19 protein-coding genes are annotated in these 23,194 nt (G+C 70.5%); 6 read left to right on the top strand and 13 right to left on the bottom strand.

The window, feature by feature from the left end:
* Positions 1–45: 45 nt before the first annotated feature.
* Genes ACIO3S_RS28665 through ACIO3S_RS28650 form a run of 4 tightly spaced genes read right to left on the bottom strand, consistent with a single transcriptional unit; the run spans position 46 to position 5,789 of the window.
* Positions 46–1,533: a sodium:solute symporter gene (locus ACIO3S_RS28665; RefSeq protein WP_400470050.1), complete on the bottom strand. Its 1,488-nt coding sequence runs from the start codon at positions 1,531–1,533 to the stop codon at positions 46–48.
* Positions 1,534–1,560: 27 nt separating this feature from the next.
* Complete coding sequence (locus ACIO3S_RS28660; RefSeq protein ID WP_400470047.1) at positions 1,561–3,186, bottom strand: thiamine pyrophosphate-binding protein; 1,626 nt, start codon at positions 3,184–3,186, stop codon at positions 1,561–1,563.
* Complete coding sequence (speB, locus tag ACIO3S_RS28655; RefSeq protein WP_400470045.1) at positions 3,183–4,160, bottom strand: agmatinase; 978 nt, start codon at positions 4,158–4,160, stop codon at positions 3,183–3,185. Before speB (ACIO3S_RS28655) ends, ACIO3S_RS28660 begins: the two co-directional genes overlap by 4 nt.
* A gap of 45 nt (positions 4,161–4,205) precedes the next feature.
* Positions 4,206–5,789, bottom strand: a complete 1,584-nt coding sequence (locus ACIO3S_RS28650) for a purine-cytosine permease family protein (RefSeq protein WP_400470042.1) — start codon at positions 5,787–5,789, stop codon at positions 4,206–4,208.
* A gap of 194 nt (positions 5,790–5,983) precedes the next feature.
* Here ACIO3S_RS28650 and ACIO3S_RS28645 point away from each other — a divergent pair, with 194 nt between their 5' ends.
* Complete coding sequence (locus ACIO3S_RS28645) at positions 5,984–6,913, top strand: Lrp/AsnC family transcriptional regulator (protein WP_400470039.1); 930 nt, start codon at positions 5,984–5,986, stop codon at positions 6,911–6,913.
* 31 nt (positions 6,914–6,944) lie between these two features.
* On the opposite strand, the gene ACIO3S_RS28640 is transcribed toward ACIO3S_RS28645, so the two are convergent.
* Positions 6,945–7,367, bottom strand: coding sequence for a YciI family protein (locus ACIO3S_RS28640; RefSeq protein ID WP_400470036.1), 423 nt, complete (start codon positions 7,365–7,367; stop codon positions 6,945–6,947).
* Positions 7,368–7,434: 67 nt separating this feature from the next.
* On the bottom strand, positions 7,435–8,331 hold the full coding sequence (locus tag ACIO3S_RS28635; protein ID WP_160022306.1) for a sulfite exporter TauE/SafE family protein: 897 nt from the start codon (positions 8,329–8,331) through the stop codon (positions 7,435–7,437).
* A 218-nt stretch (positions 8,332–8,549) separates the two neighbouring features.
* Here ACIO3S_RS28635 and ACIO3S_RS28630 point away from each other — a divergent pair, with 218 nt between their 5' ends.
* The 3 genes from ACIO3S_RS28630 (at position 8,550) to ACIO3S_RS28620 (ending at position 10,535) form a co-directional block, all read left to right on the top strand.
* Positions 8,550–8,885, top strand: coding sequence for a DUF1048 domain-containing protein (locus tag ACIO3S_RS28630; protein WP_400470033.1), 336 nt, complete (start codon positions 8,550–8,552; stop codon positions 8,883–8,885).
* 184 nt (positions 8,886–9,069) lie between these two features.
* Positions 9,070–9,957, top strand: a complete 888-nt coding sequence (locus ACIO3S_RS28625) for a bile acid:sodium symporter family protein (protein WP_400470030.1) — start codon at positions 9,070–9,072, stop codon at positions 9,955–9,957.
* Between the two features lie 56 nt (positions 9,958–10,013).
* Positions 10,014–10,535, top strand: coding sequence for a hypothetical protein (locus ACIO3S_RS28620; protein ID WP_400470027.1), 522 nt, complete (start codon positions 10,014–10,016; stop codon positions 10,533–10,535).
* Here the strand turns inward: ACIO3S_RS28620 and ACIO3S_RS28615 are convergent.
* The 3 genes from ACIO3S_RS28615 to gabT all read right to left on the bottom strand — a co-directional run bounded on the left by ACIO3S_RS28615 (position 10,532) and on the right by gabT (position 16,945).
* Positions 10,532–13,984 carry an indolepyruvate ferredoxin oxidoreductase family protein gene (locus ACIO3S_RS28615; RefSeq protein WP_400470024.1) on the bottom strand — a complete coding sequence of 1,151 codons (3,453 nt, stop codon included), beginning with the start codon at positions 13,982–13,984 and terminating at the stop codon, positions 10,532–10,534. The two genes, ACIO3S_RS28620 and ACIO3S_RS28615, sit on opposite strands and share 4 nt — an antisense overlap.
* 166 nt (positions 13,985–14,150) lie before the next feature.
* Positions 14,151–15,611: an NAD-dependent succinate-semialdehyde dehydrogenase gene (locus tag ACIO3S_RS28610; protein WP_400470021.1), complete on the bottom strand. Its 1,461-nt coding sequence runs from the start codon at positions 15,609–15,611 to the stop codon at positions 14,151–14,153.
* Positions 15,608–16,945, bottom strand: coding sequence for a 4-aminobutyrate--2-oxoglutarate transaminase (gabT, locus tag ACIO3S_RS28605; RefSeq protein WP_400470018.1), 1,338 nt, complete (start codon positions 16,943–16,945; stop codon positions 15,608–15,610). The genes ACIO3S_RS28610 and gabT overlap by 4 nt, the downstream gene beginning before the upstream one ends.
* Before the next feature lie 71 nt (positions 16,946–17,016).
* Here gabT and ACIO3S_RS28600 point away from each other — a divergent pair, with 71 nt between their 5' ends.
* On the top strand, positions 17,017–17,907 hold the full coding sequence (locus ACIO3S_RS28600) for a LysR family transcriptional regulator (RefSeq protein WP_400470171.1): 891 nt from the start codon (positions 17,017–17,019) through the stop codon (positions 17,905–17,907).
* Here ACIO3S_RS28600 and ACIO3S_RS28595 read toward each other — a convergent pair.
* From ACIO3S_RS28595 to ACIO3S_RS28580, 4 genes are all read right to left on the bottom strand, one after another.
* On the bottom strand, positions 17,880–18,476 hold the full coding sequence (locus ACIO3S_RS28595) for an adenylate kinase (protein WP_400470015.1): 597 nt from the start codon (positions 18,474–18,476) through the stop codon (positions 17,880–17,882). The genes ACIO3S_RS28600 and ACIO3S_RS28595 overlap by 28 nt on opposite strands.
* Positions 18,477–18,602: 126 nt before the next feature.
* Positions 18,603–19,955 carry a flavin monoamine oxidase family protein gene (locus ACIO3S_RS28590; protein WP_400470012.1) on the bottom strand — a complete coding sequence of 451 codons (1,353 nt, stop codon included), beginning with the start codon at positions 19,953–19,955 and terminating at the stop codon, positions 18,603–18,605.
* A 1-nt stretch (position 19,956) separates the two neighbouring features.
* Entirely contained in the window at positions 19,957–21,015 is a 1,059-nt protein-coding gene (gene speB / locus ACIO3S_RS28585; RefSeq protein ID WP_400470009.1) for an agmatinase, read from the bottom strand.
* Between the two features lie 44 nt (positions 21,016–21,059).
* Positions 21,060–22,448, bottom strand: a complete 1,389-nt coding sequence (locus ACIO3S_RS28580) for an APC family permease (RefSeq protein WP_400470006.1) — start codon at positions 22,446–22,448, stop codon at positions 21,060–21,062.
* A 145-nt stretch (positions 22,449–22,593) separates the two neighbouring features.
* Between ACIO3S_RS28580 and ACIO3S_RS28575 the strand changes: the two genes are divergently transcribed.
* Positions 22,594–23,190, top strand: coding sequence for a TetR/AcrR family transcriptional regulator (locus tag ACIO3S_RS28575; protein ID WP_400470003.1), 597 nt, complete (start codon positions 22,594–22,596; stop codon positions 23,188–23,190).
* Positions 23,191–23,194 lie beyond the last annotated feature (4 nt).

Below are 23,194 nucleotides of genomic sequence, written 5' to 3'. Positions count from 1 at the left end.
ACACCTGAGTCGGGTCACTTGAACGCTCTTTCGCGGGCGGCGTCCCTACTCCACGATCCCGGTCGTCGCGACGCCACGGGGCGCACCGGGGACCTCCTCGCCCGCGAGCCGGCTGGTCCACTCCCGCATCACCGCTGGGTCGGTCGGCCGGGTGAGCAGGCTGACGACGACGTACGCCACGGCGCTGGCGGCGAGGCCCGCGTAGACCGGCTCGTTGGCGAGCACGTCGCCGACGATCGCCATGGTCGCCAGCGTGGCGACGGTGCCGGCGACCATCGCCGTCACCGCGCCGGCGCCGGTCCCGCGGCGCCACAGGAAGCCACCGAGGATCGGGACCAGCAGACCACCGACGAGGATGTCGTACGCGATCGTCAGACCCGAGACGACATCGTTGAGAAGGGACGAGATGACGACGACAACGAGGCCGATCACGACGACGTAGATCCGGTTGGCGAGCACGTCGTGCTCGGGGTTCTCCGCCTCGTCCTGGACCCGCGCCGGGTTGCGTCCGAGGAGTCGGGCGAGCAGCGGCTGTACATCCGTGCGCGCCACGGTCGCCGTCGCGATCAGCGCACCTGAGGCGGTCGACATCATCGCGGCGACCGCGGCGGCGAGCACCAGGCCGCTGATGCCGACAGGGAGGATCGACTCGGCGATGGTGGCGTAGGCGTCGTCGCGGTTGTCGACGGTGATGAAGGTGGAGGCCGCGGCACCGATCAGCGCGCCGGCCACACCGTAGAGCAGGCAGTAGACACCGGCCGCGGTGCCGCCCCAGCGCGCCACCTGCGGCGAGCGGGCGGTGAAGACCCGCTGCCAGATGTCCTGCCCGATCAGCATGCCCAAGGTGTAGACGACGACGTAGGTGATGATCGTCCCCGTGCCGATCGCACCGAGGTCGAAGACCGAGTCCGCGGCGCGGGCCTTGATCCCGTCCAGGCCGCCGGCGTGGTTCCAGGTGAAGGGCAGGAGCAGGAAGAAGACACCGATGGTCTTCAGCGCGAACTGCACCATGTCGGTCAGGGTGATCGACCACATCCCGCCGATGCTGGAGTAGATCACCACGATGACGCCGCCGATCAGGATGGAGACGACCCGGTCGGTGCCGAAGAGGACGTTGAACACGGTCGCGTACGCCATCGTGGAGGTGACGGTGAGCATCAGGGTGTAGGCCATCATGACCACACCCGAGGCCGCAGTCGCTCCGACGCCGTAGCGCAGTGCCAGCATCTGGGCCACGGTGAAGATCCGCAGCCGCTGGATCCTGCCGGCGAAGAACAGGCTCAGCGCCAGGACGCCGAACGCGATCGCCGCGACCAGCCAGGCCCCGGAGATGCCGTACTCGTAGCCGAGCGCGACGCCGCCGACGGTCGAGGCACCGCCGAGGACGACCGCGGCCATGGTGCCGGTGTAGAGCACCGGACCCAACCTGCGGCCGGCGACGAGGAAGTCGGAGCTGTCCTGGGTCCGGCTCTTGCCCCACCAGCCGAAGGCGACCATGGCGGCGAGGTAGATGACGATGATGGTGAGATCCATGTGGGGGCTCCAGATCGAGGTGGGCGGTCAGGTGGCGGCGAACATGCGGAGGGTCGTCGGAAGGACCACCACGGCGGGGCCGCCGGTGGTGAAGGTGCCGGCGACGATCTCGCCGACGGTCTCGGGGGTCGCGGCGTGTACGGGGATACCGAACGCCTGGGCGAGGAGGACGAAGTCGGGACGGGCGAGCTCGGTGGCTGTGGCAGCGCCGAAGGCCCCGGTCATGTACTCGCGCAGGATCCCGTAGCCGCCGTCGTCGATGATCAGCCAGGTGACCTCGGCGTCGTGCTGGCGGGCGGTGGCGAGCTCGGCGATGGAGTACATCGCGCCACCGTCGCCGGTGACCGCGAACGTACGCCGCCCGGTCCCGACGGCTGCGCCGATCGCGGAGGGAAAGGCCGGCCCGAGACCGCCCGACGCCTGCGCGGTGTGGAAGCCGCCGGAGCGTGGGTCCCAGGCCGACCAGGCCCAGTACGCCGCGATGGTCATGTCCCAGAAGGTGTCGGTGTCGTCGGGCACGGCCGCACGCAGATCGGCGAGCAGCCGCTGCTCGGCGGCAAGGTCCTGGGTGTCGAGCCGGGCCTGTACCCGGGTACGCAGCTCCTGGGCGACCCGGGCACCGGATCGCCTCGGGCCCAGCTCGGAGCCGGCGCCGGGAAGCGCCGCGGCCAGGTCGGCGAGAGCCGCGGCGGCATCGGCATGGACGCCGAGCACGTCGTGGTTCGAGCCGAGCACACGGGCTTCGGCGTCCACCTGGATCACCCGGCCGCGCGGGGCGAAGGTGCCGTAGTTGCTGGTCACCTCGCCGAAGGAGGTGCCGACCGCGAGCAGGACGTCCGCGTCGTCGAGCAGGTCGGTGGTGAACCGGTCCTCGATCCACGCGCCCGCGCTCAGCGGGTGCGCGAGCGGGATCGAGCCGTTGCCCCCGGAGGTCGAGACCACCGGCGCGTCCAGGGACTCGGCGAGGGCGACCAGCGCCTGCGGCGCTCCCGCGGAGCGGCATACGCCTCCCCCGGCGAGGATCACCGGGCGCTCGGCAGCGGCCAGCAGCCGTGCGGCCTCGGCAGCGATCTCCGGACGAGGCCGACGCGGCGCACACACCGCCGCCGTCAGACCGGTCACCGGCGGCACCGCGACGTCCTCGAGGAGGACGTCCTGCGGGATCTCGACCCACACCGGCCCTGCCGGCGTCTCCTGGGCGGTGGCCCACGCATCGGCGAGCACGCCGGGAATGGCGGCCGCGTCCCGGACGACGGCCGTGGTCTTGGTGACGTTGCGGGCGCTGGCCTGCTGATCGTCGAGCTGGTGCAGGTAGCCCTTGCAGGCACCCCCGAGCCCGTCACGCGGGATCTGGCTGGTGATCATCAGGATCGGGACACAGGCGGCGTACGCCTCCTGGAGCGCGCCCAACGCGGTGAGTGCTCCCGGTCCGGTGGAGCAGAACACCACCCCGACCTGGCCGGTCGTCCGGGCGTAGCCGTCGGCCGCGAAGACCGAGTTGTTCTCCACCCGGGAGGAGACGAAGGTCAGGTCGCTGCGGCGGATGGCGTCGAAGAGACCCAGCGCGTGCTGGCCCGGGATGCCGAACACGTGCCTCGCTCCGAGAGCGGTCAGGCTCTCGACGGTGACGTCGCCGCCGTTGCGTCTCGTCATGCCTGACCCGCTGTACCAATTGCCTTGGGCTCCGCGTCGGCCTTACGCATCGCGAGCAGCGAGACCAGGTCATAGGCCACGTGCGAGGCCGCGACGCCGGTCAGCTCGGCATGGTCGTACGCCGGGGCCACCTCGACCACGTCGGCGCCGATCAGGTTCAGGCCGGCGAAACCGCGCAGGATCTCCAGCAGCTCACGGGAGGTGAGCCCGCCGGCCTCGGGGGTGCCGGTGCCCGGGGCGTGCGCCGGGTCGAGGACGTCGATGTCGACCGAGACGTAGACGGGCCGAGTGCCGACGCGCTTCCGGATCTTCTCGACGACCTCGTCGACGCCTTGCCGGAAGACGTCGGAGGAGGTGACGATCCCGAAGCCGAAGCGGCGGTCGTCCTCGAGGTCCTTCTTGCCGTAGAGCGGGCCGCGGGTGCCGACGTGGCACAGCGCCTCGGTGTCGAGGATGCCCTCCTCCACCGCCCGCCGGAACGGGGTGCCGTGGGTGTACTCGGCCCCGAAGTAGGTGTCCCAGGTGTCCAGGTGGGCGTCGAAGTGCACCAGCGCGACCGGGCCGTGCCGCTCGGCGGCGGCTCGCAGCAGCGGCAGTGCGATGGTGTGGTCGCCGCCGATCGTCACCAGCCTGGTGCCGCCGGCGGTGAGCTCGAGCGCCGAGGCCTGCACCGTGTCGAGCGCCTCCTCGATGTGGAAGGGGTTGGCCGCGATGTCACCTGCGTCGACCACCTGGGCCGAGGCGAACGGCGAGACGTCCAGCGCCGGGTTGTAGGGACGCAGCAGCCGCGAGGACTCCCGTACGTGCGCCGGGCCGAAGCGGGCGCCCGGACGGTAGGAGACGCCGGTGTCGAACGGCACTCCGACGACCGCTATGTCGGCCCGCTCCACCTGATCGAGGCGGGGCAGCCGCGCGAACGTCGCGAAGCCGGCATAGCGGGGGTTCTTGGAGGCGTCGACGGGCCCGATGGGCATGGGTGGTTCTCCTTGCGTGGTGCGAGTGTTGCGGGGTGGTTCGGCTCAGCCGACGACAGTGGCGGCGGGCGCCGGCCCGTCGTCGACCGAGATGACCGGTGTGTTCGCGGGCGGTCCGGTGGGCACCAGCCGGGCTCCCTCGGGGCCGTAGGCGTCCCGCGGCTCGGGGAAGGCGAAGAGCAGACCGAGGTAGAGCAGCGCGCCGAGACCCATGCCGAGCGGGATGGAGACATCGACCCCGCCGGGGATCAGGGGGGCGGCCGGCCCGACGAACTGACCGGGCAGGTTCACGAAGGTCAGCGCGACGGCGGCCGCGATCAGCCAGGCGGCCAGGCCGCGCCAGTTCCAGCCGTGGGCGAACCAGTAGCGGCCCCCGCGCTGACGGCGGTTGAAGACCTGCAGCGAGTCGGAGTCGTACCAGCCGCGCCGGACGTACCAGCCGATCATCATCACCATCATCCACGGGACGGTGCAGCTGATGATGAGGACGGCGAAGGCGGAGATGCTGGAGACCACGTCGAAGACGAAGCGGCCGATGAAGATGACGCCGGTCGCGAAGACCCCGATCAGCACCGTGGACTGGACGCGGTTGAAGCGCGGGAAGACGCTGGAGAAGTCCAGGCCGGTGCCGTAGAGCGCGGTGGTGCCGGTCGACATGCCACCGATCAGTGCGATCAGGGCGACCGGCGCGAAGTACCAGCCCGGCGCGATCGCGAGCAGGCCGGAGGCGTACGCACCGGAGGCGAAGATCTCCGGCTCGCGGGTGGCGATGATCGTCATGGTGACCAGTCCGAAGCAGAACGGTACGAGGGTGGCGATCTGCGCCAGGAACGCGGCAGCCATCGAGGAGCGTCCGGGGGTCTCGCGCGGGATGTAGCGGGCCCAGTCACCCAGGAAGGCGCCGAAGCTGACCGGGTTGGACATCACGATCAGCGCCGACCCGACGAAGGCCGCCCAGAAGCCGGGCTCGCCGAACGCTTCCGAGCCGGAGCCGAACGCACCGGCGTAGCCGGGGTCGAAGTCGCCGGCGAACGCGACGATGCCGAGCAGGAACAGCAGCGTCGCGGCGATCACGGCGATCTTGTTGACCAGCAGCATGAACCGGAAGCCGTAGATGCACACGACCAGGACGAGCACGGCGAAGAGGCCGTACGCCAGCGCCAGGGTCAGGTCGTTCTCCGGCAGCCCGACCGCGCGGTTGGCGCCACCGACGAGCACGTCGCCCGAGCTCCACACCGAGATCGAGAAGAACGCGAGCGCGGTGAGCAGGGAGAGGAACGAGCCGACGATCCGGCCGTGCACGCCGAGGTGGGCCGAGGAGCTGACCGAGTTGCTGGTGCCGTTGCGCGGGCCGAACAGCGCCATCGGGGCGAGGACGACGGCGCCGAGCAGCAGCCCGAGCAGCGTGGCCATCAGACCGTGGGCGAAGGAGAGCCCGAAGAGGATCGGGAAGCTGCCGAGCACCACGGTGGCGATCGTGTTGGCACCACCGAAGGTGAGCCGGAACAGGTCCAGCGGGCGGGCGCTGCGCTCGGGGTCGGGAATCGGCTCGACGCCGTGCTGCTCGACCTCGGTGACCTTGGGCGGGGTCGGCGTGGCTGAGGGGATGGTGATCGGTTCCGTGGACACCGAGGCCTCCTGGGTCTGTGGGTCGGCCGAGATCTGCGTCACTGTAAGAGCATCCGGAACGCCGCCGCAATCGTTTCGTTCTTAACCTGGCCGTAATACCTGTCGATATGCCGGTCAGGCTCGGAAGATCCGTCATAATGGCATCAGATCGACCGCCTGGAGGATCGATCCGACATTGGAGACGCTCCCAAAAAATGTCGAACGAAATCACGCCCGGGGTCCTCGACAGCACCGATGAGGCGATTCTCGTCCTGCTCGAGGAGGACGGTCGCCTCACCCACCGCGAGATCGCCGCCCAGGTCGGCCTCTCCCGATCAGCCGCGGCCACCCGGGTCCAGCGGCTGCTGACCGAGGGCCACATCGACGTCCGCGGCGTCGTCCACCCGGCCGTTCTCGGTCATGACGTGCTCGCCCACGTCTCGGTCACCGTGGACGGCTCCGCGACCCAGGTCGCGCAGGCCGCCGCGGCCCGCGAGGACACCACCCTGGTCTCGATGACCAGCGGCCAGCACGCCCTGGTCCTCGAGCTGCGGGCGAAGGACATCGGCCGGATCGACGACGCCCTCGCCGAGGTGCGCGCGATCGACGGCATCGTCACCACCGAGACCCTGCTCTACACCGAGGTCGTCCGCGACGTGGCCGCCCCGGTCGGGCCCGCACCCGCCGCCGGGACGCTCGATGAGACCGACTACGCCCTGCTGCGCGCGCTGCAGGCCAACGGCCGCGCCTCCTTCGTCGACCTGGCCGCGAGCGTCGGCCTCTCCCCCGCCGGCACCCGGCGCCGCGTGGTCCGGCTGCTCGACGGCAATGTCGTCCGGGTCGGCGCCGTCGTGCGTCACTCGGGCCAGGAGCGGCGTACGGCGACCGGCATCGGCCTCCGTCTCGACGGCGCCGCCCACCGTCCGATCGCCGAACAGCTCGCCCGGCTCCCCTCGGTCACGTTCGTGGCCCGGACCCTGGGGCGCTACGACGCCCTGCTCACGGTCCACACCGCCACCTCCGGCGACCTTGTCGGGGTCCTCGACCACATCCGCGACCTCGACGGCGTCCGTGAGGTCCAGACCTGGAGCCACCTCCGCTTCGTCAAGGAGACCTACGCCTCCCTGAACCTCGGCGGCGCCTGAGCGACCGCCGAGGCATCGTCCTCGCAGGCGTCTAGTCGGCCTCGGAGACCTGGCGCAGGGTGGCGACGATCTTGCACTCCGGCCAGTACGTCGCGTGCAGCTGCGCGAACTCCCGCTGCCCGGCGATCGCCTCCTCGAGGGTGTCGTAGCGCGTCAGCGCCCACCCGCCGACGACCTCCTTGGCCTCGGCGTACGGACCGTCGACCCGGGTGACCTCGCCCTTCTCCACCAGGAAGTTCACCGAGTCCTCGCTGCCGTAGAGACCGCCGCCGTCGAGGAAGTGTCCGGCAGCCGCCTGCTCGCCGATGTAGTCGTCCATCGCCTTGTACAGGGCCTCCGGCGCCGGGCCGTTTCCCTCTTCCATCCTCACGAAACCCATGAAACGCGGCATGATGTGCTCCTCAGTTCGGGGCCACCGCTTCTCGGTGGCCGACACCTGTGCGTCGAACCACATCGTTCTCCTTCGACATCGACATCGGAAGAACTTTCCACCGGCCACGAGGTCGCCGGCATGCCGATACTCAGGCGTTGGCGGCCTCGGACTCGGGCGTCGGCTCCTGCGCCGGGGCGATCTTGCCGCCGGCCTTGCGCACCGCGATGGCGACGATGACAGCGGCGACGGCGAAGAGCAGGCCGTAGGCACCGACCGACTCGGCGTCGAAGTTGCGCAGCAGCGTACGTCCGTTGGTGATCAGGATGATGCTGCCGACGAGACCGCCCAGAACCGGCAGCGAGAGGTGCTTGACGAGGTAGGCGGCGAACGGGGCGGCGATCACGCCACCGATGAGGAGGCCGGCGATGACGCGCCAGTCGAGCGCCTCTCCGGCCAGTCCGACGAGGAACCCGACACTCGCGGAGAGCGTCGTGACGAACTCGGCGGTCGAGACCGATCCGATCACCTTGCGCGGGTGCAGAGTGCCGCTGGAGATCAGGGTCGGCGTGGTCACCGGGCCCCAGCCGCCGCCACCGGTGGCGTCGATGAAGCCGCCGAAGAGACCGAGCGGCGCGAGCAGACCAAGCCCCGGGCGACGTCCCGGGATGAAGACCGGCGGCTTGCCGAAGACGAAGCGGGCGATGATGTAGACGCCCAGGACGAGCAGGAGACCAGCCACCCAGGGCGTCGCGCTCTCGGTGGAAAGGCTCGAAAGGACGGTCGCGCCGGCGAAGGCGCCGATGCCGCCCGGAATCGCGATCTTGGCCACGACCTTCCAGTCGACGTTGCCGAGCCTCCAGTGCGAGACACCCGAGACGAACGTGGTGCCGACCTCGGCCAGGTGCACCGACGCCGAGGCGACCGCCGGCGCGACACCAGTCGCGACCAGCAGGGTGCTCGAGGTGACGCCGTACGCCATGCCGAGGGAACCGTCGACAGCCTGGGCCGCGAGACCGACCAGAGCGAAGATGAGAAGCCGCTCCACGCGGACCTCCTAGGGATGGGATCAAACTACGATAGTCACGTAATTTAGTAGACTCTAGGCCGCCTCACCAAAGCCCGACGGGCCATCTCACGACCTGGGCGCGAGCGCCGAGAACTTTTCCTTCGATCGGTCCTTGACCTTGACGCAGCGTCAGGGCTGCACGCTTCTTCCATCGACCCGAACACGGGACCCGAAACCATCGAAGAAGGAGCACCACCATGAACAACATCCTCAGCCGCCTCGTAGGTGACAAGAAGGACTGGAAGCGCATGGAAGCCCGCGCCGCCGCACTGCCCACCGACTACCGCACCGTCTATGGCGAGATGAAGAGCTACCTGTGGCGCTTCACCGCCGGCGACGGCATGGACATCGTCGAGGTCCTGCGCGAGATCCTCGACCTGTTCGAGACCGAGGCCGCCGCCGGACGCCCGGTCATCGAGGTCACCGGGACCGACCTGGCCGCCTTCTGCGACGCCCGGCTGCCCGAGCAGCACGACGCCTACCGCGCCAAGCTCCGCGCCAACCTCAACCAGGTCGCCGACAAGCTCTCCTGAGCCCGGCGATGCTCACCGCACATCCCCTGTCGCGAGCCGAGAAGGCCGCTCGCGACAGGGGATACGTTCTTTGCGGGGCGAAATGTCGGGATAAGACTGTGGTTCACCTCTTCCGCATGGTCCACTGTGACGCACATCTCATACGGCCGATCGTGGCGGCTGCCCCGCACGCTGGAGGAACACAGTGAACGACTCGGCCCTGCTCTCGGTCGGCCTCCCCATCGCCTTGGCCATCATCATGTTCGGACTTGGCCTGAGCCTGACCCCGGGAGACTTCCGCAGGGTCGTACGCACCCCGCGAGCCGTCTTCGTCGCGCTCACGCTCCAGATCGTGGTCCTGCCGATGATCGCGTTCGGGCTCGTCGTGGCAGCCGACGTGGATCCGCTGATCGCCGTGGGGGTCATGCTGCTGGCCGCCTCGCCGGGCGGGACGACGGCGAACCTGTTCAGCCACCTGTTCCGTGGGGACGTCGCGCTCAACGTGACGCTGACCGCGGTCAACTCGGTGCTTGCGGCGGTCTCGATCCCGTTGATCACCAACGCGGCGATCACCTACTTCGACGCCGGCGACACCCTGGGCCTCCAGTTCGGCAAGGTCGTCCAGGTCATCGCCATCGTGCTGGTTCCGGTCGGCATCGGGATGCTGGTGCGGAGCCGGTCGGCGACGTTCGCCGCACGGGCGGATCGTCCGGTGCGGATCTTCTCGATCGTCGTACTGGTCATGGTCTCGGTCGGCGCGATCCTCGGGGAGCGGGAGAACATCGCCGACTACCTCCGCGAGATCGGTGTGGTCGTGACGCTGTTCTGCTGCGCGAGCCTCTGCCTCGGATACCTCGGCGCTCGGGTGTTCAAGCTCGGCCAGCCGCAGGCGATCGCCACCTCGATGGAGGTCGGGATCCACAACACCACCGTCGCCCTCACCATCGCGCTCAGCGTGCTCGACAACACGACCGTGGCGATCCCCGCCGCGGTCTACAGCATCGTGATGTACGTCCTCGCGACCGCCTTCGGCTTCCTGATCACCCGCTCGCGGGTGGGGCAGCCCGCCGCGCCGCACGACGCCATCACCTGACGCACGGGCCACCGTCGGCTAGGTTGCGTGTCGTCACCCGTCGAGGAGGAGCTCAGATGACCGCACCGCTGGCACGTACGGCACAGATGATGGCGCTCGCGTTCATGACCATGGTCGTGGGCCTGGGGGTCATCGTCGCGCTCAGCATCCCCGATGCCGATCTGCAGCTGCCCTCGGCGTACGTCATCGGCGGTCAGGTCGCGGCCGGCGTGGTCCTGGCCGTGCTGTGCTCGGCGATCGGCTTCCGCGCCGTTCCGATCACGCCTGGGACCTCGCCGGAGAAGGCGACCAGCGAGGGCCTGCAGAAGCACCAGACCTCGATGATCCTGCGGCTCGTCCTCAGCGAGGTCGTCGCGCTCGTCTCTCTCGCCCTGGCCTTCGTCCTCACCGAGGGACAGCTGATGACGTACGTCATCGGTGGGGCCATCTCGCTGGTGCTGATGGCCTACTTCGCCTACCCGTCGGCGCGCAACATCCGCAAGGTGGAGGCCAGCCTCGACAGCGCTGGTGCGCCGTCGAGGCTGGCAGAGGCGTTCGGCGTGGGTGACGGTCCGGCCAGCACCCACCAGGTGCTCTAGACCGTCAGGTCGATCCCCTCGGCGGCGAGCGCCTCGCGGTAGGCCTCGACGTTGCGCATCTTCACGTTCTCGTAGCCCCGCACCATGTCCGGAAGCTCCGCGAGGCGGACGGCCCGGGCGTAGGACTCCTCGGTGAGGTCTTCAGCGAGGCTGGTGACCAGCGCGGAGTAGTGCGCGAGGAGGGCCCGCTCGGTGCGGCGTACGTGGGCCTGACCGAACGGGTCGAGGACCGTGCCGCGGAGGAACTTCATGGTCGCCAGCAGGCGGAGCATGAAGTGGGTGCGCGGCCCGAAGGTCATCTTGCGGCCCTTCAGGAACGCCCCGAACACCGGCGGGGAGAGCTTGAAGCTGATCTTGCCCTGGACCTCGGCGCGGACACCGTCGAGGGCGGCCGGCGCGGTGAGCAGCCGGGCGACCTCGTACTCGTCCTTGTAGGCGGTGAGCTTGAACAGGTAGCGGGCGACAGCCTCGGAGAAGCGGGTGTCCTCCGTGACCGCACGCTCGGCGTTCCAGATCCGGTCGACGGTCTCGACGTAGTCACGGGCGGTCGCCTGGTTCTGGAAGGCGACGAGCTTCGGGGCACGGAACTCGGCGAGGCGACGCACCTCGCCGTCGAACGTCGCGGCCTCGAGAGCCGGCACGGCGATCTGCTCGACCGGAGCGGTCGCGGTGCCGGTGACCTTGGCGAACTCCTCCGGCGCGGCCACCGAGGCGCGGCCCCAGCGGAAGGCGGCGACGTTGGCGCTGACCGCGACCCCGTTGATGCCGATGGCCTCCTCGATCGCCTCGGCGGGGATCGGAAGAGCGCCGGCCTGGTAGGCGGCACCGACCAGCAGGAAGTTGGCCGCGGCGGTGCTGCCGAAGAGGGTCTCCGCGGCCGCCAGTGCGTCGAAGGCACGCAGCGAGGACGTCGCGCTGTTGACCCGGGTTAGCAGCTCGTCATCGGCCGGGTAGGCGATGTCCTTGTCGTAGACCATCGGCCCGGTCGGCGTCTTGCTGGTCGACACGACCGCACGGGTACGCGCCGGGTCACCGTAGGCGAGGTTCTTGCCCTCGGCCAGGGTGAGCAGGTCGAAGCCGAGCAGCGCGTCGGCCGACCCCGGGGTGACCCGGTTGGAGGGGTCGATCGAGCCCGGGCCGAACCGCAGGTGCGCCGTCACCGGGCCCGCCTTCTGGCTCATCCCGACCTGGTCGAGCGACTCCACGCCGAAGCCGGCGCGCAGCGCCGCGGTGGCGAGCACCTGGTTGACCGTGACGATGCCGGTGCCGCCGATGCCGGCCATGAAGACGCCGTACGTCCGCTCCAACTCGCCATAGCCCGGGTCGGCCACCGTCGGCGGCTCGGGGGTCGACTTCTTCGCCTTCTTCGCGGTCGGGTCGGTCTCGACGGCCATGAAGGAGGGGCACTCCCCCTCGACGCAGGTGTAGTCGGTGTTGCACGAGGTCTGGTCGATGCGGGTCTTGCGGCCCAGCTCGGTCTCGACCGGCTGCACGGAGAGGCAGTTGGACTTCACCCCGCAGTCGCCGCAGCCCTCACAGACGGCCTCGTTGATCACGATCCGGGTGTTGCGGGCCTCGATCGTGCCGCGCTTGCGCTGACGCCGCGCGTCAGCGGCGCAGTGCTGGTCGTAGATCAGGACGGTCACGCCCTCGACCTCGCGCAGCTCCCGCTGGGCGTCGTCGAGGCGGTCGCGGTGCCACAGTCGTACGCCTGCGGGGAAGTGGGCGCGGCGGTAGCGCTTCGGCTCGTCGGCGACGACGATGATCGCCTTGACGCCCTCGTTCATCAGCTTGTGGGTCAGCTGCGCCATCGCGACCTCGCCCTGCCGCTTCTGGGCACCGGTCATCGCGACGACGTCGTTGTGGAGCAGCTTGTAGGTGATGTTCACCCCGGCCGCGACGCACGCCTGGATGGCGAGCTGCGCGGAGTGGAAGAAGGTGCCGTCACCGACGTTCTGGAACGTGTGACCGGCGTGGCTGTAGGGCGCCTGCCCGATCCACTGCGAGCCCTCGCCGCCCATCTGGGTGATGCCGACGACCGCACTGTCCTCACGCTGGGATGCGGTCACCAGGGTGTGGCAGCCGATGCCGCCGCCGCCCAGGCTCCCGTCCGGGAGCGCGGTCGAGCGGTTGTGGGGGCAGCCGGAGCAGAAGTAGGGGGTGCGCGAGGTCGAGAGGAGCGGCAGGTCGATCCGGGCGGGCCCGGCGGCCTTCAGCTGGGCGTGGCCCTTCAGCGCACGACGCAGCGGCGCGAGCAGGCGGCCGGCGGTCAGCTCGCCGTCGAGCGGAACCAGCGGGACACCGTTGCGGTCCTTCTTGCCGACGATGACGGGAGCGGAGGGAGCGCCGTAGAGGATCTCGCGGATGCCCTGCTCGATGAAGGACGTCTTGTCCTCGACGACGATGATCTCCTCGAGCCCGTCGGCGAACTCCGAGACGATGGTCGGCTCGACCGGCCACATCATGCCCAGGCGCAGCACCCGGATCCCGGCGGCCATCAGGTCGTCGTGGTCGAGGCCGAGGTCCTTCAGGCCCTGGCGCATCGAGTCGTAGCACGAGCCGGAGGCGACGATGCCGACCTTGGCGTTCGGTGCCTTGACCTCGATCCGGTTGAGCCGGTTCTCGGCGGCGTACGCCTTCACGACATTCATCCGGGGGCCGTAGAGCTTCGCCTCGGCACCGACGATCCGGTCGGGGAAGAGCTCGATCTTGGTCGGCTCGTAGGTGTAGGGGACGCCTTCCCACTCGGTCTTGGGCGTGACCGGGTCGAGGACGCCGATCTCCGGGTTGACCACCCAGGCGCCGTCGGCGACGTCGGCGACGATCTTGAGCGCGACGACGCAGCCGGAGGCGCGGGAGAGGGCGATGCCCTCCATGCCGTACTCGACGATCTCGGAGGCGTTGCGCGGGAACAGCACCGGGATGCCGAGGCTCGCCAGGGTTCGCTCGCTCACGGCCGGCACGGTGGACGACTTGGCGGCCGGGTCGTCACCGACCAGCATCAGCATGCCGCCGGTGGGGTGGGCACCGTACATGTTCGCGTGGCGCATCGCGTCGAGCGCACGGTCGACGCCGGGACCCTTGCCGTACCAGACCCCGGTGACGCCGTCGTAGCGCTCGGTGTCGAGGGTGACCGCGGACTGCGAACCCCACACCGCGGTGGCCGCGAGCTCCTCGTTGAGGCCGGGGACCACGGTGATGTCGGCGTCGGCCATCTCCTTCGGCAGACCCAGCAGCAGCTGGTCGAGACCGCCGAGCGGGCTGCCCGGGTAGCCGGAGATGAAGGTGCCGGTCCGCAGGCCGCGGCGCTGGTCGAGGGCCCGCTGCTCGACGAGCATCCGCGCGATCGCCTGGATCCCGGTGAGCAACACCGGGCCGGCTCCGACTCGATAGCGGTCTGCCAGGTCGTAGGCCTCGAACGAGGTCCCGGGCTCGAACACTGCGGTCATAGGTGTGACTCCTCAATCTGCCGGGCGGCGCTGGTGGTCCGTCTGGAGCGTTGTGCCGGGACTGCCGGGTGAGGCTGTCCCGAGGGACCACCCGCAGGGTGTGCGGGTGGCCTGGGTCACATCATCGTGGATAGGGCCTGCGCTCGGCCAATTCCTGAGGCGCAGATCACCAGGCGACGCTGAGGTACTGCGTCTCCAGGTACTCCTCCAGACCGGCCCGCGCGCCCTCGCGCCCGATGCCACTCTGCTTCACCCCGCCGAACGGCGCGGACGGGTCGGAGACCAGGCCTCGGTTGACGCCGACCATCCCGGCGTCGATCCGCTCGGCCACGTGCAGCGCCTCGCCCATCTCGCCGAAGACGTACGCCGCCAGGCCGAACTCGGTGTCGTTGACGGAGGCCAGCAGCTCTTCGATGTCGTTCCAGACCACGATCGGGGCCACCGGCCCGAAGATCTCCTCGCGCAGCAGCGGCGAGTCGGCCGCTACGCCGGTCAGGACCGTCGGCGGGTAGAAGTAGCCCTCGGACTGCGGGATCTCGGTGCGGTGGGCGATCACGGCTCCCGCGGCCACGGCGTCGTCGACGAGGCCGGTGACGGTGGCGTACGCCTTCGCGGAGATGAGCGGGCCGATGTCGCTGCCCTGCTCGGCGGGGCCGACGCGGAGCGCCTCCACGGCCGCGCCGAGGCGGGCGGTGAACTCCTCGGCGACGTCGGCGTGGACGTAGAGCCGGTTGGCCGCGGTGCAGGCCTGTCCCCCGTTGCGGAACTTGGCGACCATCGCGCCCTCGACCGCGGCGTCGATGTCCGCCGAGGAGGTCACCACGAACGGCGCGTTGCCGCCGAGCTCCATCGAGGTGTTCACGACCCGGTCGGCGGCCTGGCGGAGCAGGATGCGGCCGACGCCGGTCGAGCCGGTGAAGGAGATCTTGCGGACCCGCGAGTCGGCGAGCCAGGTGCTGACGATGCCGGCAGCGTCCGTTCCGGGGACCACGTTGACGACGCCCTCCGGCACGCCTGCCTCGGCGATCAGCCGGGCGACCGCGAGGGCCGTCAGCGGCGTCTCGGCGGCGGGCTTGAGCACGACGGTGCAGCCGGCCGCGAGGGCCGGAGCGATCTTGCGGGTGGCCATCGCGGCCGGGAAGTTCCACGGCGTCACGAGGGCGGCCACGCCCACCGGCTTGTGGGTGACGATGGTGCGGGTGCCACCGGCCGGCGAGGACCCGAAGTCGCCGTGCGGGCGCACGGCCTCCTCGGCGTACCAGCGGAAGAACTCGGCGGCGTAGACGACCTCGCCGCGGGCGTCGGCGAGGGACTTGCCGTTCTCGAGCGCGATCAGGGCGGCGAGCTCGTCGGCATCGCGCAGCATCAGGTCGCGTACCCGGCTGAGCAGGTCGCTGCGGGTGCGCGGCGGCAGGGCCGACCACTCCGGGAGCGCCGCGGCGGCCGCGTCGACGGCCGCGGTCGCGTCCTCCGTGCTGCCGTCGGCGACGTCGGCGACGAGCTCGCGGGTGGCGGGGTTCTCGACCGCGAAGACGCCGGCGGTGCCCGGACGCCACCGGCCGCCGACGAGGACCCCGCTGCCGGGCTCGAGGGAGTCGAGGTAGCTGGTCTCGATGCTGGTGGTCACTTGGTCTCCTCGAGTGCGGTCGTGAGTACGTCCAGGGCCTCGTCGAGCAGCTCGTCGGAGATGCTCAGCGGGGGCAGGAAGCGGATGACGTTGCCCCAGGTGCCACAGGTCAGGGTGATGACACCCTGGCTGTGAGCGTAGGCGGCGACGGCCTTCGCCACCGCGCCGTCCGGGTTGCCGGTGGCCGGGTCGACGAACTCGGCGGCGATCATCGCGCCCCGGCCGCGTACGTCACCGATGCGCGGGTCGCTCGCCTGCAGGTCACGGAGTTTTCCGAGGAGACGCGTCTCGATCTCGCGGGCCCGGGTGAGCAGGTCCTCGGCCTCGATGGTCTCGATCACGGCCAGTGCGGCGGCGCAGGCGAGCGGGTTGCCGCCGTAGGTGCCGCCCAGACCGCCGGGGTGGACGGCGTCCATGACGTCGGCGCGACCGGTCACCGCGGAGAGCGGCAGGCCGCCGGCGATGCCCTTGGCGCTGACCACCAGGTCCGGGACGACGTCGTCGTGCTCGACGGCGAACCAGGTGCCGGTGCGGCCGAAGCCGGACTGCACCTCGTCGGCCACGAAGATCACGTCGTTGGCGCGGCACCAGTCCGCCAGTGCGGAGAGGAAGCCCGGCGCCGGGACGATGAATCCGCCCTCGCCCTGGACCGGCTCGATCACAACGGCGGCGAGGTTCTCGGCGCCCACCTGCGTCTCGATCAGGGAGGTGGCCCGGGCCGCCGCCAGCTTGCCGTCGATCTCGGCGGCGTCGCGGAACGGGTAGGACATCGGCGCCCGGTAGACCTCGCCCGCGAACGGCCCGAAGCCGTGCTTGTAGGGCATGTTCTTCGCGGTCATCGCCATGGTGAGGTTGGTGCGCCCGTGGTAGGCGTGGTCGAAGACGACGACCGCGTCCTTGCCGGTGAACGAGCGGGCGATCTTGACCGCGTTCTCGACGGCCTCGGAGCCGGAGTTGAACAGCGCGGTGCGCTTCTCGTGGTCGCCGGGGGTGAGCCGGGCGAGCTGCTCGGCGACGGCCACGTAGCCCTCGTATGGCGTGACCATGAAGCAGGTGTGCGTGAAGGCCGCCACCTGGTCGGAGACCGCCTCGACCACCTTGGCGGCGCTGGAGCCGACGGTGGTCACCGCGATGCCGGAGCCGAGGTCGATGAAGCGGTTGCCGTCGACGTCCTCGACGATCCCGCCGGCCGCGCGCGCGGCGAAGACGGGCATGGTCGTGGCCACGCCCTGGCTCACGGCCGACACCTTGCGGGCCATGAGCTCCTGGGAGCGCGGGCCGGGAAGCGGCGTACGCAGGAGACGGGACTGTTCGAGGGTCGAGGACTCGGTCATGGCTTCAGCATGAGCCTCGGCAACACATGTCGTCCAAGACCTTTTGACTACTACAATCATGTCTCGTGAGCATGGATCTGCGGCTGCTGCGCTACTTCGTCGCCACCGCCGACGCGGGCTCGGCGACCCGCGCCGCCGAGGTGCTGCACGTGACCCAGCCGGTGCTGTCGCGCCAGCTGCGCCAGCTCGAGACGAACCTGGGTGTTCCGCTGTTCGCGAGGGAGGGACGGCGGCTGCGTCTCACCCGCACGGCCGAGGATCTCCTCCCCCGCGCCCGGGACCTGCTCGCGCACGCCGACGACCTCGAGCGCGCGGTCGGCGTGCTCGCCTCCGGGCGGCTCGACGAGCTCCATCTCGCCGTGCCCACCACGACGCTCACCGATGTGCTCGCGCCGTTCCTGGCGACGCTCGGGCCCGAGGACCCCGTCGCGATGGTCCGCGAGCTGGATCCGCGTGGCGCGGTCGCCGCCGTCCGCGCCGGCGCCGACCTGGCGATCGTCACGCGGCCGCCGGCCCGGTCGCTGGCCTCGCGCGCGCTCGCCGTGCTGCCGGTGTGGGCCTATGTCCGCGCCGACGATCCGTGGGCCGGGCGGGGGTCCGTGGACGTACGCGATCTGGTGACGCGGTCGCTCGTGCTCCTCACCGAGGACCTGCGTCCGCGTCCGCTCCTGGACGCAGCGGTCGAGGACGCCGCCGTGGGCTACGGCGACGTCCTCGAGGTGTCCAACGCCCAGGTCGCTCAGGCGCTCGCGGCCTCGGGCCGAGGGATCGCGGTCGTCTCCGACGACCCCCGGTTCGGGCTGGTGCCCCTGCACATCGAGGCACCGGCAGGCCGGGTGCGGATCAGGCTGTACGCAGCCTGGGACCCCCAGCACCACGCCGCCGAGGCGCTCGCCGGCCTGGCCGAGCGGCTCTCGGCCTTCTGCGTCGAGCGCTACGGCGCCGAGGTCGCCGTCCGCTGAGCGGCCGCCGACGTCAGCACGGTCAGGATCCGCTCGGTGACCTCGTCGACCGGGCCCAGCCCGTCCACTCTCGCGAGCAGGCCGCGCTCCGCATAGCCGGCGGCGAGCGGACCGGTCTCGGCGGCGTACACCTCCAGCCGCCGGCGGATGACCGACTCTGTGTCGTCGGCCCGGCCCTGCTCCTCGGACCGGGCCAGGAGCCGGCTCACCAGCTCGTCGGGGTCCGCCTCGAGCAGCACCACCGCGTCGAGCCCGGCGCCGGAGAGCTCGAGGAGCGAGTCGAGCTCGACGACCTGCTGCGGGGTGCGCGGATACCCGTCGAGGAGGAACCCGTCGGCGCAGTCACGCTCGGCGAGGCGGTCGGCGACCATGGCGTTGGTGATCTCGTCCGGGACATACTCGCCCGCGTCCATGTAGGTCTGTGCCGCCACGCCCAGCGTGGTCTGCTGGACGACGTTCGTCCGGAAGATGTCGCCGGTCGAGATCGCCGGCACGGCGAACCGCTCGGCGATGACGGCGGCCTGGGTGCCCTTGCCGGCACCGGGAGGTCCCATGAGGAGGAGGCGCATACGAAGGGTGGACCTTTCTCGAGGGGTGGCGCGCTCACCCCCACGATGAGCGCGCCCGGTCGGAGGCTAGGTGCCGCTTCGCTGCGATCACGTTGCATCCGCGCAGACCTCTGACAGACCTTTCGGTCAGCGGCCGCCGATCCGGCGAGCGATCTCCTCGCCCACACGTACGGCTCCGTCGACGTGCTGGAAGCCGTGGCCGGCGACGTCGCTGCTGCCGAACTCGATCGGCCCGAGCGGCTCGCGCAGCACCGCGCCCCAGCGGGTCAGGCCACCCAGGTCGAAGCTCGTCCCGTATGCACCGCCGGTGAGCTCCTGGTGCTGCCAGTCGCTCTCGACGAAGGTGAGCGGCTCGAGCGCCGCGTCCCCGAAGTACGCCGCCAGCGACCCGAGCACCTGACGGCGTCGCTCGGAGTCGGAGAGCCGGCCGACCGTGTCCGCGCGCTCGTCGGAGACGAAGCCGACCAGCGTCCCGCGCTGCTCGCCCTCGGGGGTGTTGTCGTAGACCTCGTGGACCAGCTGCCAAGGAGCGAAGCCGGTGCCGCTGAGACCGTCGGCACGCCAGAACGGCGTCTCGTACTGCGCCTGCACCTTGATGACCAGCCCGAACGACTGGTGCTCGCGGGCGATCCGGTGCTCGGCCGGAAGCTCGGGGCTGAACCGGATCCGCTTGACCAGGGTCGGCGGCACCGCGAGTACCAGCCGGTGGGCGGCATGGATCTCGCTGCCGACGTGGACGACGGCACCGTCCTCGTCCCACTCGATGTGGGTGACGTCCTGGCCGAGCCGGACGCGATCGCCCAGCCGCTCGGCCAGCGTCAGCGGCACCCGCTGCAGGCCGCCGACGACTCGGCGGTCGAGGATCACGTCGGCGTCGACGAGGTTGCTGAACGACCCCGCGCTGGCGGCCATCTGCACGGCCTGGAGCGCGGAGAAAGAGTGGGCGGGCTTCGTCAGCATCGCCGGCCCGATGTAGAGGGCGACGTTGTCGACGGCGACCGGGTCGTCGCACTGCTGCTCAAGCCAGGCCCGGAACGAGATGCTGTCGAGGTGGTCGGCGTCGTCGAGCTCCCACGGCCGGGCCGGGTCCATGGCCGCGGCCAGCGCGTCGAGCGTCTTGGTAAGCTGCGCGATGGCGGCCGAGGTGCCCTCGCCGACCGGCAGTTCGTCGCCGAAGCGATGCGCCACACCCGCCTTGTCGACGTAGAGCGACTCGCCCTCACGAAAGCGCGGGTAGGTCGGCAGGCCGAGCTCGTCGAGGATCCCGATCAGGGCGTCCTGGTCCGGCGAGACCCACTGGCCGCCGATCTCGAAATCGGCCTCTTCCCCGGGCGCACCGTGCGCCTCGGTACGCAGCCGGCCGCCGACACGGTCGCGCGCCTCCAGGACGAGTACGTCCTGGCCTGCCTGGGCCAGTCGCCAGGCCGCGGTCAGGCCGGTCACGCCGGCGCCGACCACGATCACGTCGTGGGTGGTCATGTCAGTTCTCCTGGTTGTCGGTCGGGCGCTGGTCGGGGCGGCGGTCGGGACGCTGGGCGAGCAGCGGGAGGCTCGGGTCCCAGCGGGTCCCGTCGGCCTCGTCGCGCTTGCGGCGGGCAATACCGGAGAGCGCCTCGAGGACGACCCGGTTGGCGAGGAACGAGGTGATGTCGGCGTGGTCGTACGGCGGGGAGACCTCGACGACGTCGATGCCGACCACCGGCAGCTCGTAGGCGATCCGGCGGACCGAGTCGAGCAGCTGACGCGCGGTCAGGCCACCCGGCTCGGGGGTGCCGGTGCCGGGCGCGTGGCCCGGGTCGCAGACGTCGATGTCGACCGAGAGGAACACCCCGTCGCACTCGTCCGTGGCGATGGTGAAGGCCTCGGTCAGGCACTCCTCCAGGCCGCGGTGCACGATCTCGGTCATCTCGTAGGACCGCATGCCCTGCTCGGCCATCCAGTCCAGCGTCTCGGGCTCGGGCCAGTAGCCACGCAGCCCCATCTGCAGGAACCGGTCGCCACGCAGCGCACCGGACTCGATGAGCCGGCGCATCGGCTGGCCGTGCCCGATCAGCGAGCCGAACTCGATGTCGCCGGTGTCGGCGTGGGCGTCGAAGTGGATCATCGAGACGCGCCCCTGGCCCAGGTGCTGGGCGACGCCGGCGGCGTCGGGCCAGGCGATCGTGTGGTCGCCGCCCAGCACCAGCGGGATGGCACCGTTGCTCGTCACGGCGTGGACGGCCTCCTGCAGGTCGCGCACCGAGCGCTCGGCGTCGCCGGAGAACATCTCCACGTCGCCCGCATCGAGCACGCGAAGATCCTTGAGCGCGTCGACCCGCATCGCGAGCGAGGGCCGCGACCCGTCGTGGGCCAGGTAGCAGGTCTGCCGGATGAACTGCGGGCCGAACCGGGTGCCCGACCGGTGCGACGTACCTCCATCGAAGGGGGCACCGAGGATGACCACATCGGCCCCCTCGTACGTCGCGGGGTCGGCCCAGTCGCACCGGTCGACACCCAGGAAGGTGATGTCGGGGCCGAACTGGGTTCCGTAGCGAGCCATGGCTTCTTCTCTCTCGTTCGTTTCTCTGGATACGTCGGTCGTACTCAGTCCTCGGTCGGGTCGACGACCAGGAACCGCTCGCCCGGTCGGCGGGCGAGGTAGACGTAGTAGTAGGCGAGGGCGGCGACCACGACGCCGGCCGTGATCAGGACGTCCATCCGCGCGGAGCCGGCCAGCGCGTAGCCGATCGCACCGATGACGACCAGCGGGGGCAACGGCCACAACGGCATCCTCCAGCTCTCGGCAGCCGGTGCCAGTCGAGGCGCGCGGAGGGCGGCGATCGCGACCACGACGTACATCGTGGACATGACCACCGAGGTCACGCCGAGCAGAGACTCGATCTCGACGGCACCCGCCAGGATCGTTCCGGGGATGCCGATGACGAGGGTCGCGAGCCACGGGGTGGCGTAGCGGGGGTGCAGCCTGGTCAGCACGTTGTTGACCGGTGCCGGCCAGGAGCGGTCGCGCGCGGAGGCGTAGACGACCCGCGCGTTCTGCAGCACCATCACGATGACGGCGTTGAGGATCGCGATGGCGATGGCGACGTTCACGGCGACCGCGACGCGCTCGCCACCCCAGGCGGCGACCCACTGGGAGAAGTTGCCGGACGCGAGATCGCTGAGGTCGTCGACCGCGAGGACCGTGGTCACGGTCGGGATGAGGATGACGAGGCCACCCAGGCCGAGGGTCCAGAAGATGACGCGGGCGACGTTGCGACGCGGGTCGACGATCTCCTCGGAGAGGTAGACGGTGGTGCCGAAGCCGCTGACCAGGAACGTGCTCACGGCGAGACCGGAGATGAGGATCGCCAGGGTGAAGGGCTCCAGGCCGTTCTCACCGATGACGTGCGGCGAGACCAGCTCGCCGGGACCGCGCTGGACGTGGCCGAGCCCGAGCACGACGACGACGGCGGCCGCGATCATCTCGAGGGCGAGGAAGGTGCCGGTGACGACGGCGTTGGCCTTGATGTTGAGGATCGCGGTCGCGGTCGAGAGGAGCATCACGATCGCACCGGTCGCGGCCCGCGGCAGCTCCACCAGGTCGGCCAGGTAGTCGGCGGTGCCGAGGGCGAAGATCGGCGGGATCAGCCAGAGCAGCACGCCCGCCAGGGAGAACGTCAGCCAGCCCATCGACTTGCCGAGGGTCTGGGTGACCATCGCGTACTCACCGCCGGAGCTGGCGGTGCGGGTGCCGAGCTCGGCGTAGCACGCGGCGATCGCGATCGAGACCGCGAAGCCGGCGACGACGGCCAGCACCGCGCCGCTCCCCTGGGTCGCGAAGAGCTCCGGGACGATGATGAACAGGCTCGAGGCGGGCGTGATGCACGACAGCACCAGCAGGACCGCGGCGCCGGGTCCGAGCACCCGCGCGAGCCGCCGCCGTTCCTGCGCCGGCTTCACCCCGTCGGGGCTCACCTGCATGGATTCGATCATCGCGGGTCTCCTTGTGATGAGGGTACAGCGTGTTTTGAACGCTGTACAAAACTTTGAACGGCATTCAAAGTGACCCAGATCACCGCTAGAGTCAAGGGGTGGGACCGAAGATTTCACCGAGCGAGCACAAGGAGACACTGTCGAGGTGACGCGCACACGCTCCAACAGACGCCTGGAACGACCGCGCGAGCAGGTGCTCGCGACCACTCTGGAGATGGTGGCCGAGCAGGGGCTCGCCAAGGTGACGATGGCTTCCCTCGCTGCCCGGCTCGGCACCAGCGGAGGCCACCTCCTCTACTACTTCGGCACCCGCAACGGCCTGCTTCTCGAGACCCTGCGATGGAGCGAGAACGAGTACGCAGCACAGCGAGCGCCCATCCTGGAGAAGGCCGAGAAGGACGGCTCCGGAGGCGTCGACGCGCTGGTCTCCTTCACCGACGTCTACCTCGCCCTCGACGAGCGTGACCCGCGCTGGCTCCTCTGGCTCGAGCTGTGGGCACGGGCGCCGTACGACTCCGAGCTCGCCGCCGCGCAGCGCGCGATGGACGACGAGTGGCACGCCGACCTGGTCCGGCTGTTCGCCGCGGCGCTCCCGGAGGTGCCCGACCGTGAGGCCGTCTCCGAACGCCTGCGCGCGATGTGGGACGGCTTCAGCATCGGCATCGTCACTGGAGGCGGCACCACCCTGCGCGAGCACGCCCTTGCGCACACCCGCGCCGTCGTCGCCGGACACGAGGGGTAGCGGA

It is taken from the genome of Nocardioides sp. NPDC087217 (assembly GCF_044744805.1).
GTDB lineage: Bacteria > Actinomycetota > Actinomycetes > Propionibacteriales > Nocardioidaceae > Nocardioides.
This window is presented reverse-complemented; position numbering and strand designations above follow the sequence as displayed.

What these genes read in the sequence shown, in the direction of transcription:
- ACIO3S_RS28590 (WP_400470012.1), bottom strand. Translation starts at nt 19,955, where the DNA reads ATGACCACCCACGACGTGATCGTGGTCGGCGCCGGCGTGACCGGCCTG.
- ACIO3S_RS28620 (WP_400470027.1), top strand. Translation starts at nt 10,014, where the DNA reads ATGACCGCACCGCTGGCACGTACGGCACAGATGATGGCGCTCGCGTTC.
- ACIO3S_RS28640 (WP_400470036.1), bottom strand. Translation starts at nt 7,367, where the DNA reads ATGTGGTTCGACGCACAGGTGTCGGCCACCGAGAAGCGGTGGCCCCGA.
- speB (WP_400470045.1), bottom strand. Translation starts at nt 4,160, where the DNA reads ATGCCCATCGGGCCCGTCGACGCCTCCAAGAACCCCCGCTATGCCGGC.
- ACIO3S_RS28615 (WP_400470024.1), bottom strand. Translation starts at nt 13,984, where the DNA reads ATGACCGCAGTGTTCGAGCCCGGGACCTCGTTCGAGGCCTACGACCTG.
- ACIO3S_RS28600 (WP_400470171.1), top strand. Translation starts at nt 17,017, where the DNA reads ATGGATCTGCGGCTGCTGCGCTACTTCGTCGCCACCGCCGACGCGGGC.
- ACIO3S_RS28595 (WP_400470015.1), bottom strand. Translation starts at nt 18,476, where the DNA reads ATGCGCCTCCTCCTCATGGGACCTCCCGGTGCCGGCAAGGGCACCCAG.
- ACIO3S_RS28580 (WP_400470006.1), bottom strand. Translation starts at nt 22,448, where the DNA reads ATGATCGAATCCATGCAGGTGAGCCCCGACGGGGTGAAGCCGGCGCAG.
- ACIO3S_RS28645 (WP_400470039.1), top strand. Translation starts at nt 5,984, where the DNA reads ATGTCGAACGAAATCACGCCCGGGGTCCTCGACAGCACCGATGAGGCG.
- gabT (WP_400470018.1), bottom strand. Translation starts at nt 16,945, where the DNA reads ATGACCGAGTCCTCGACCCTCGAACAGTCCCGTCTCCTGCGTACGCCG.
- ACIO3S_RS28665 (WP_400470050.1), bottom strand. Translation starts at nt 1,533, where the DNA reads ATGGATCTCACCATCATCGTCATCTACCTCGCCGCCATGGTCGCCTTC.
- ACIO3S_RS28630 (WP_400470033.1), top strand. Translation starts at nt 8,550, where the DNA reads ATGAACAACATCCTCAGCCGCCTCGTAGGTGACAAGAAGGACTGGAAG.
- ACIO3S_RS28660 (WP_400470047.1), bottom strand. Translation starts at nt 3,186, where the DNA reads ATGACGAGACGCAACGGCGGCGACGTCACCGTCGAGAGCCTGACCGCT.
- speB (WP_400470009.1), bottom strand. Translation starts at nt 21,015, where the DNA reads ATGGCTCGCTACGGAACCCAGTTCGGCCCCGACATCACCTTCCTGGGT.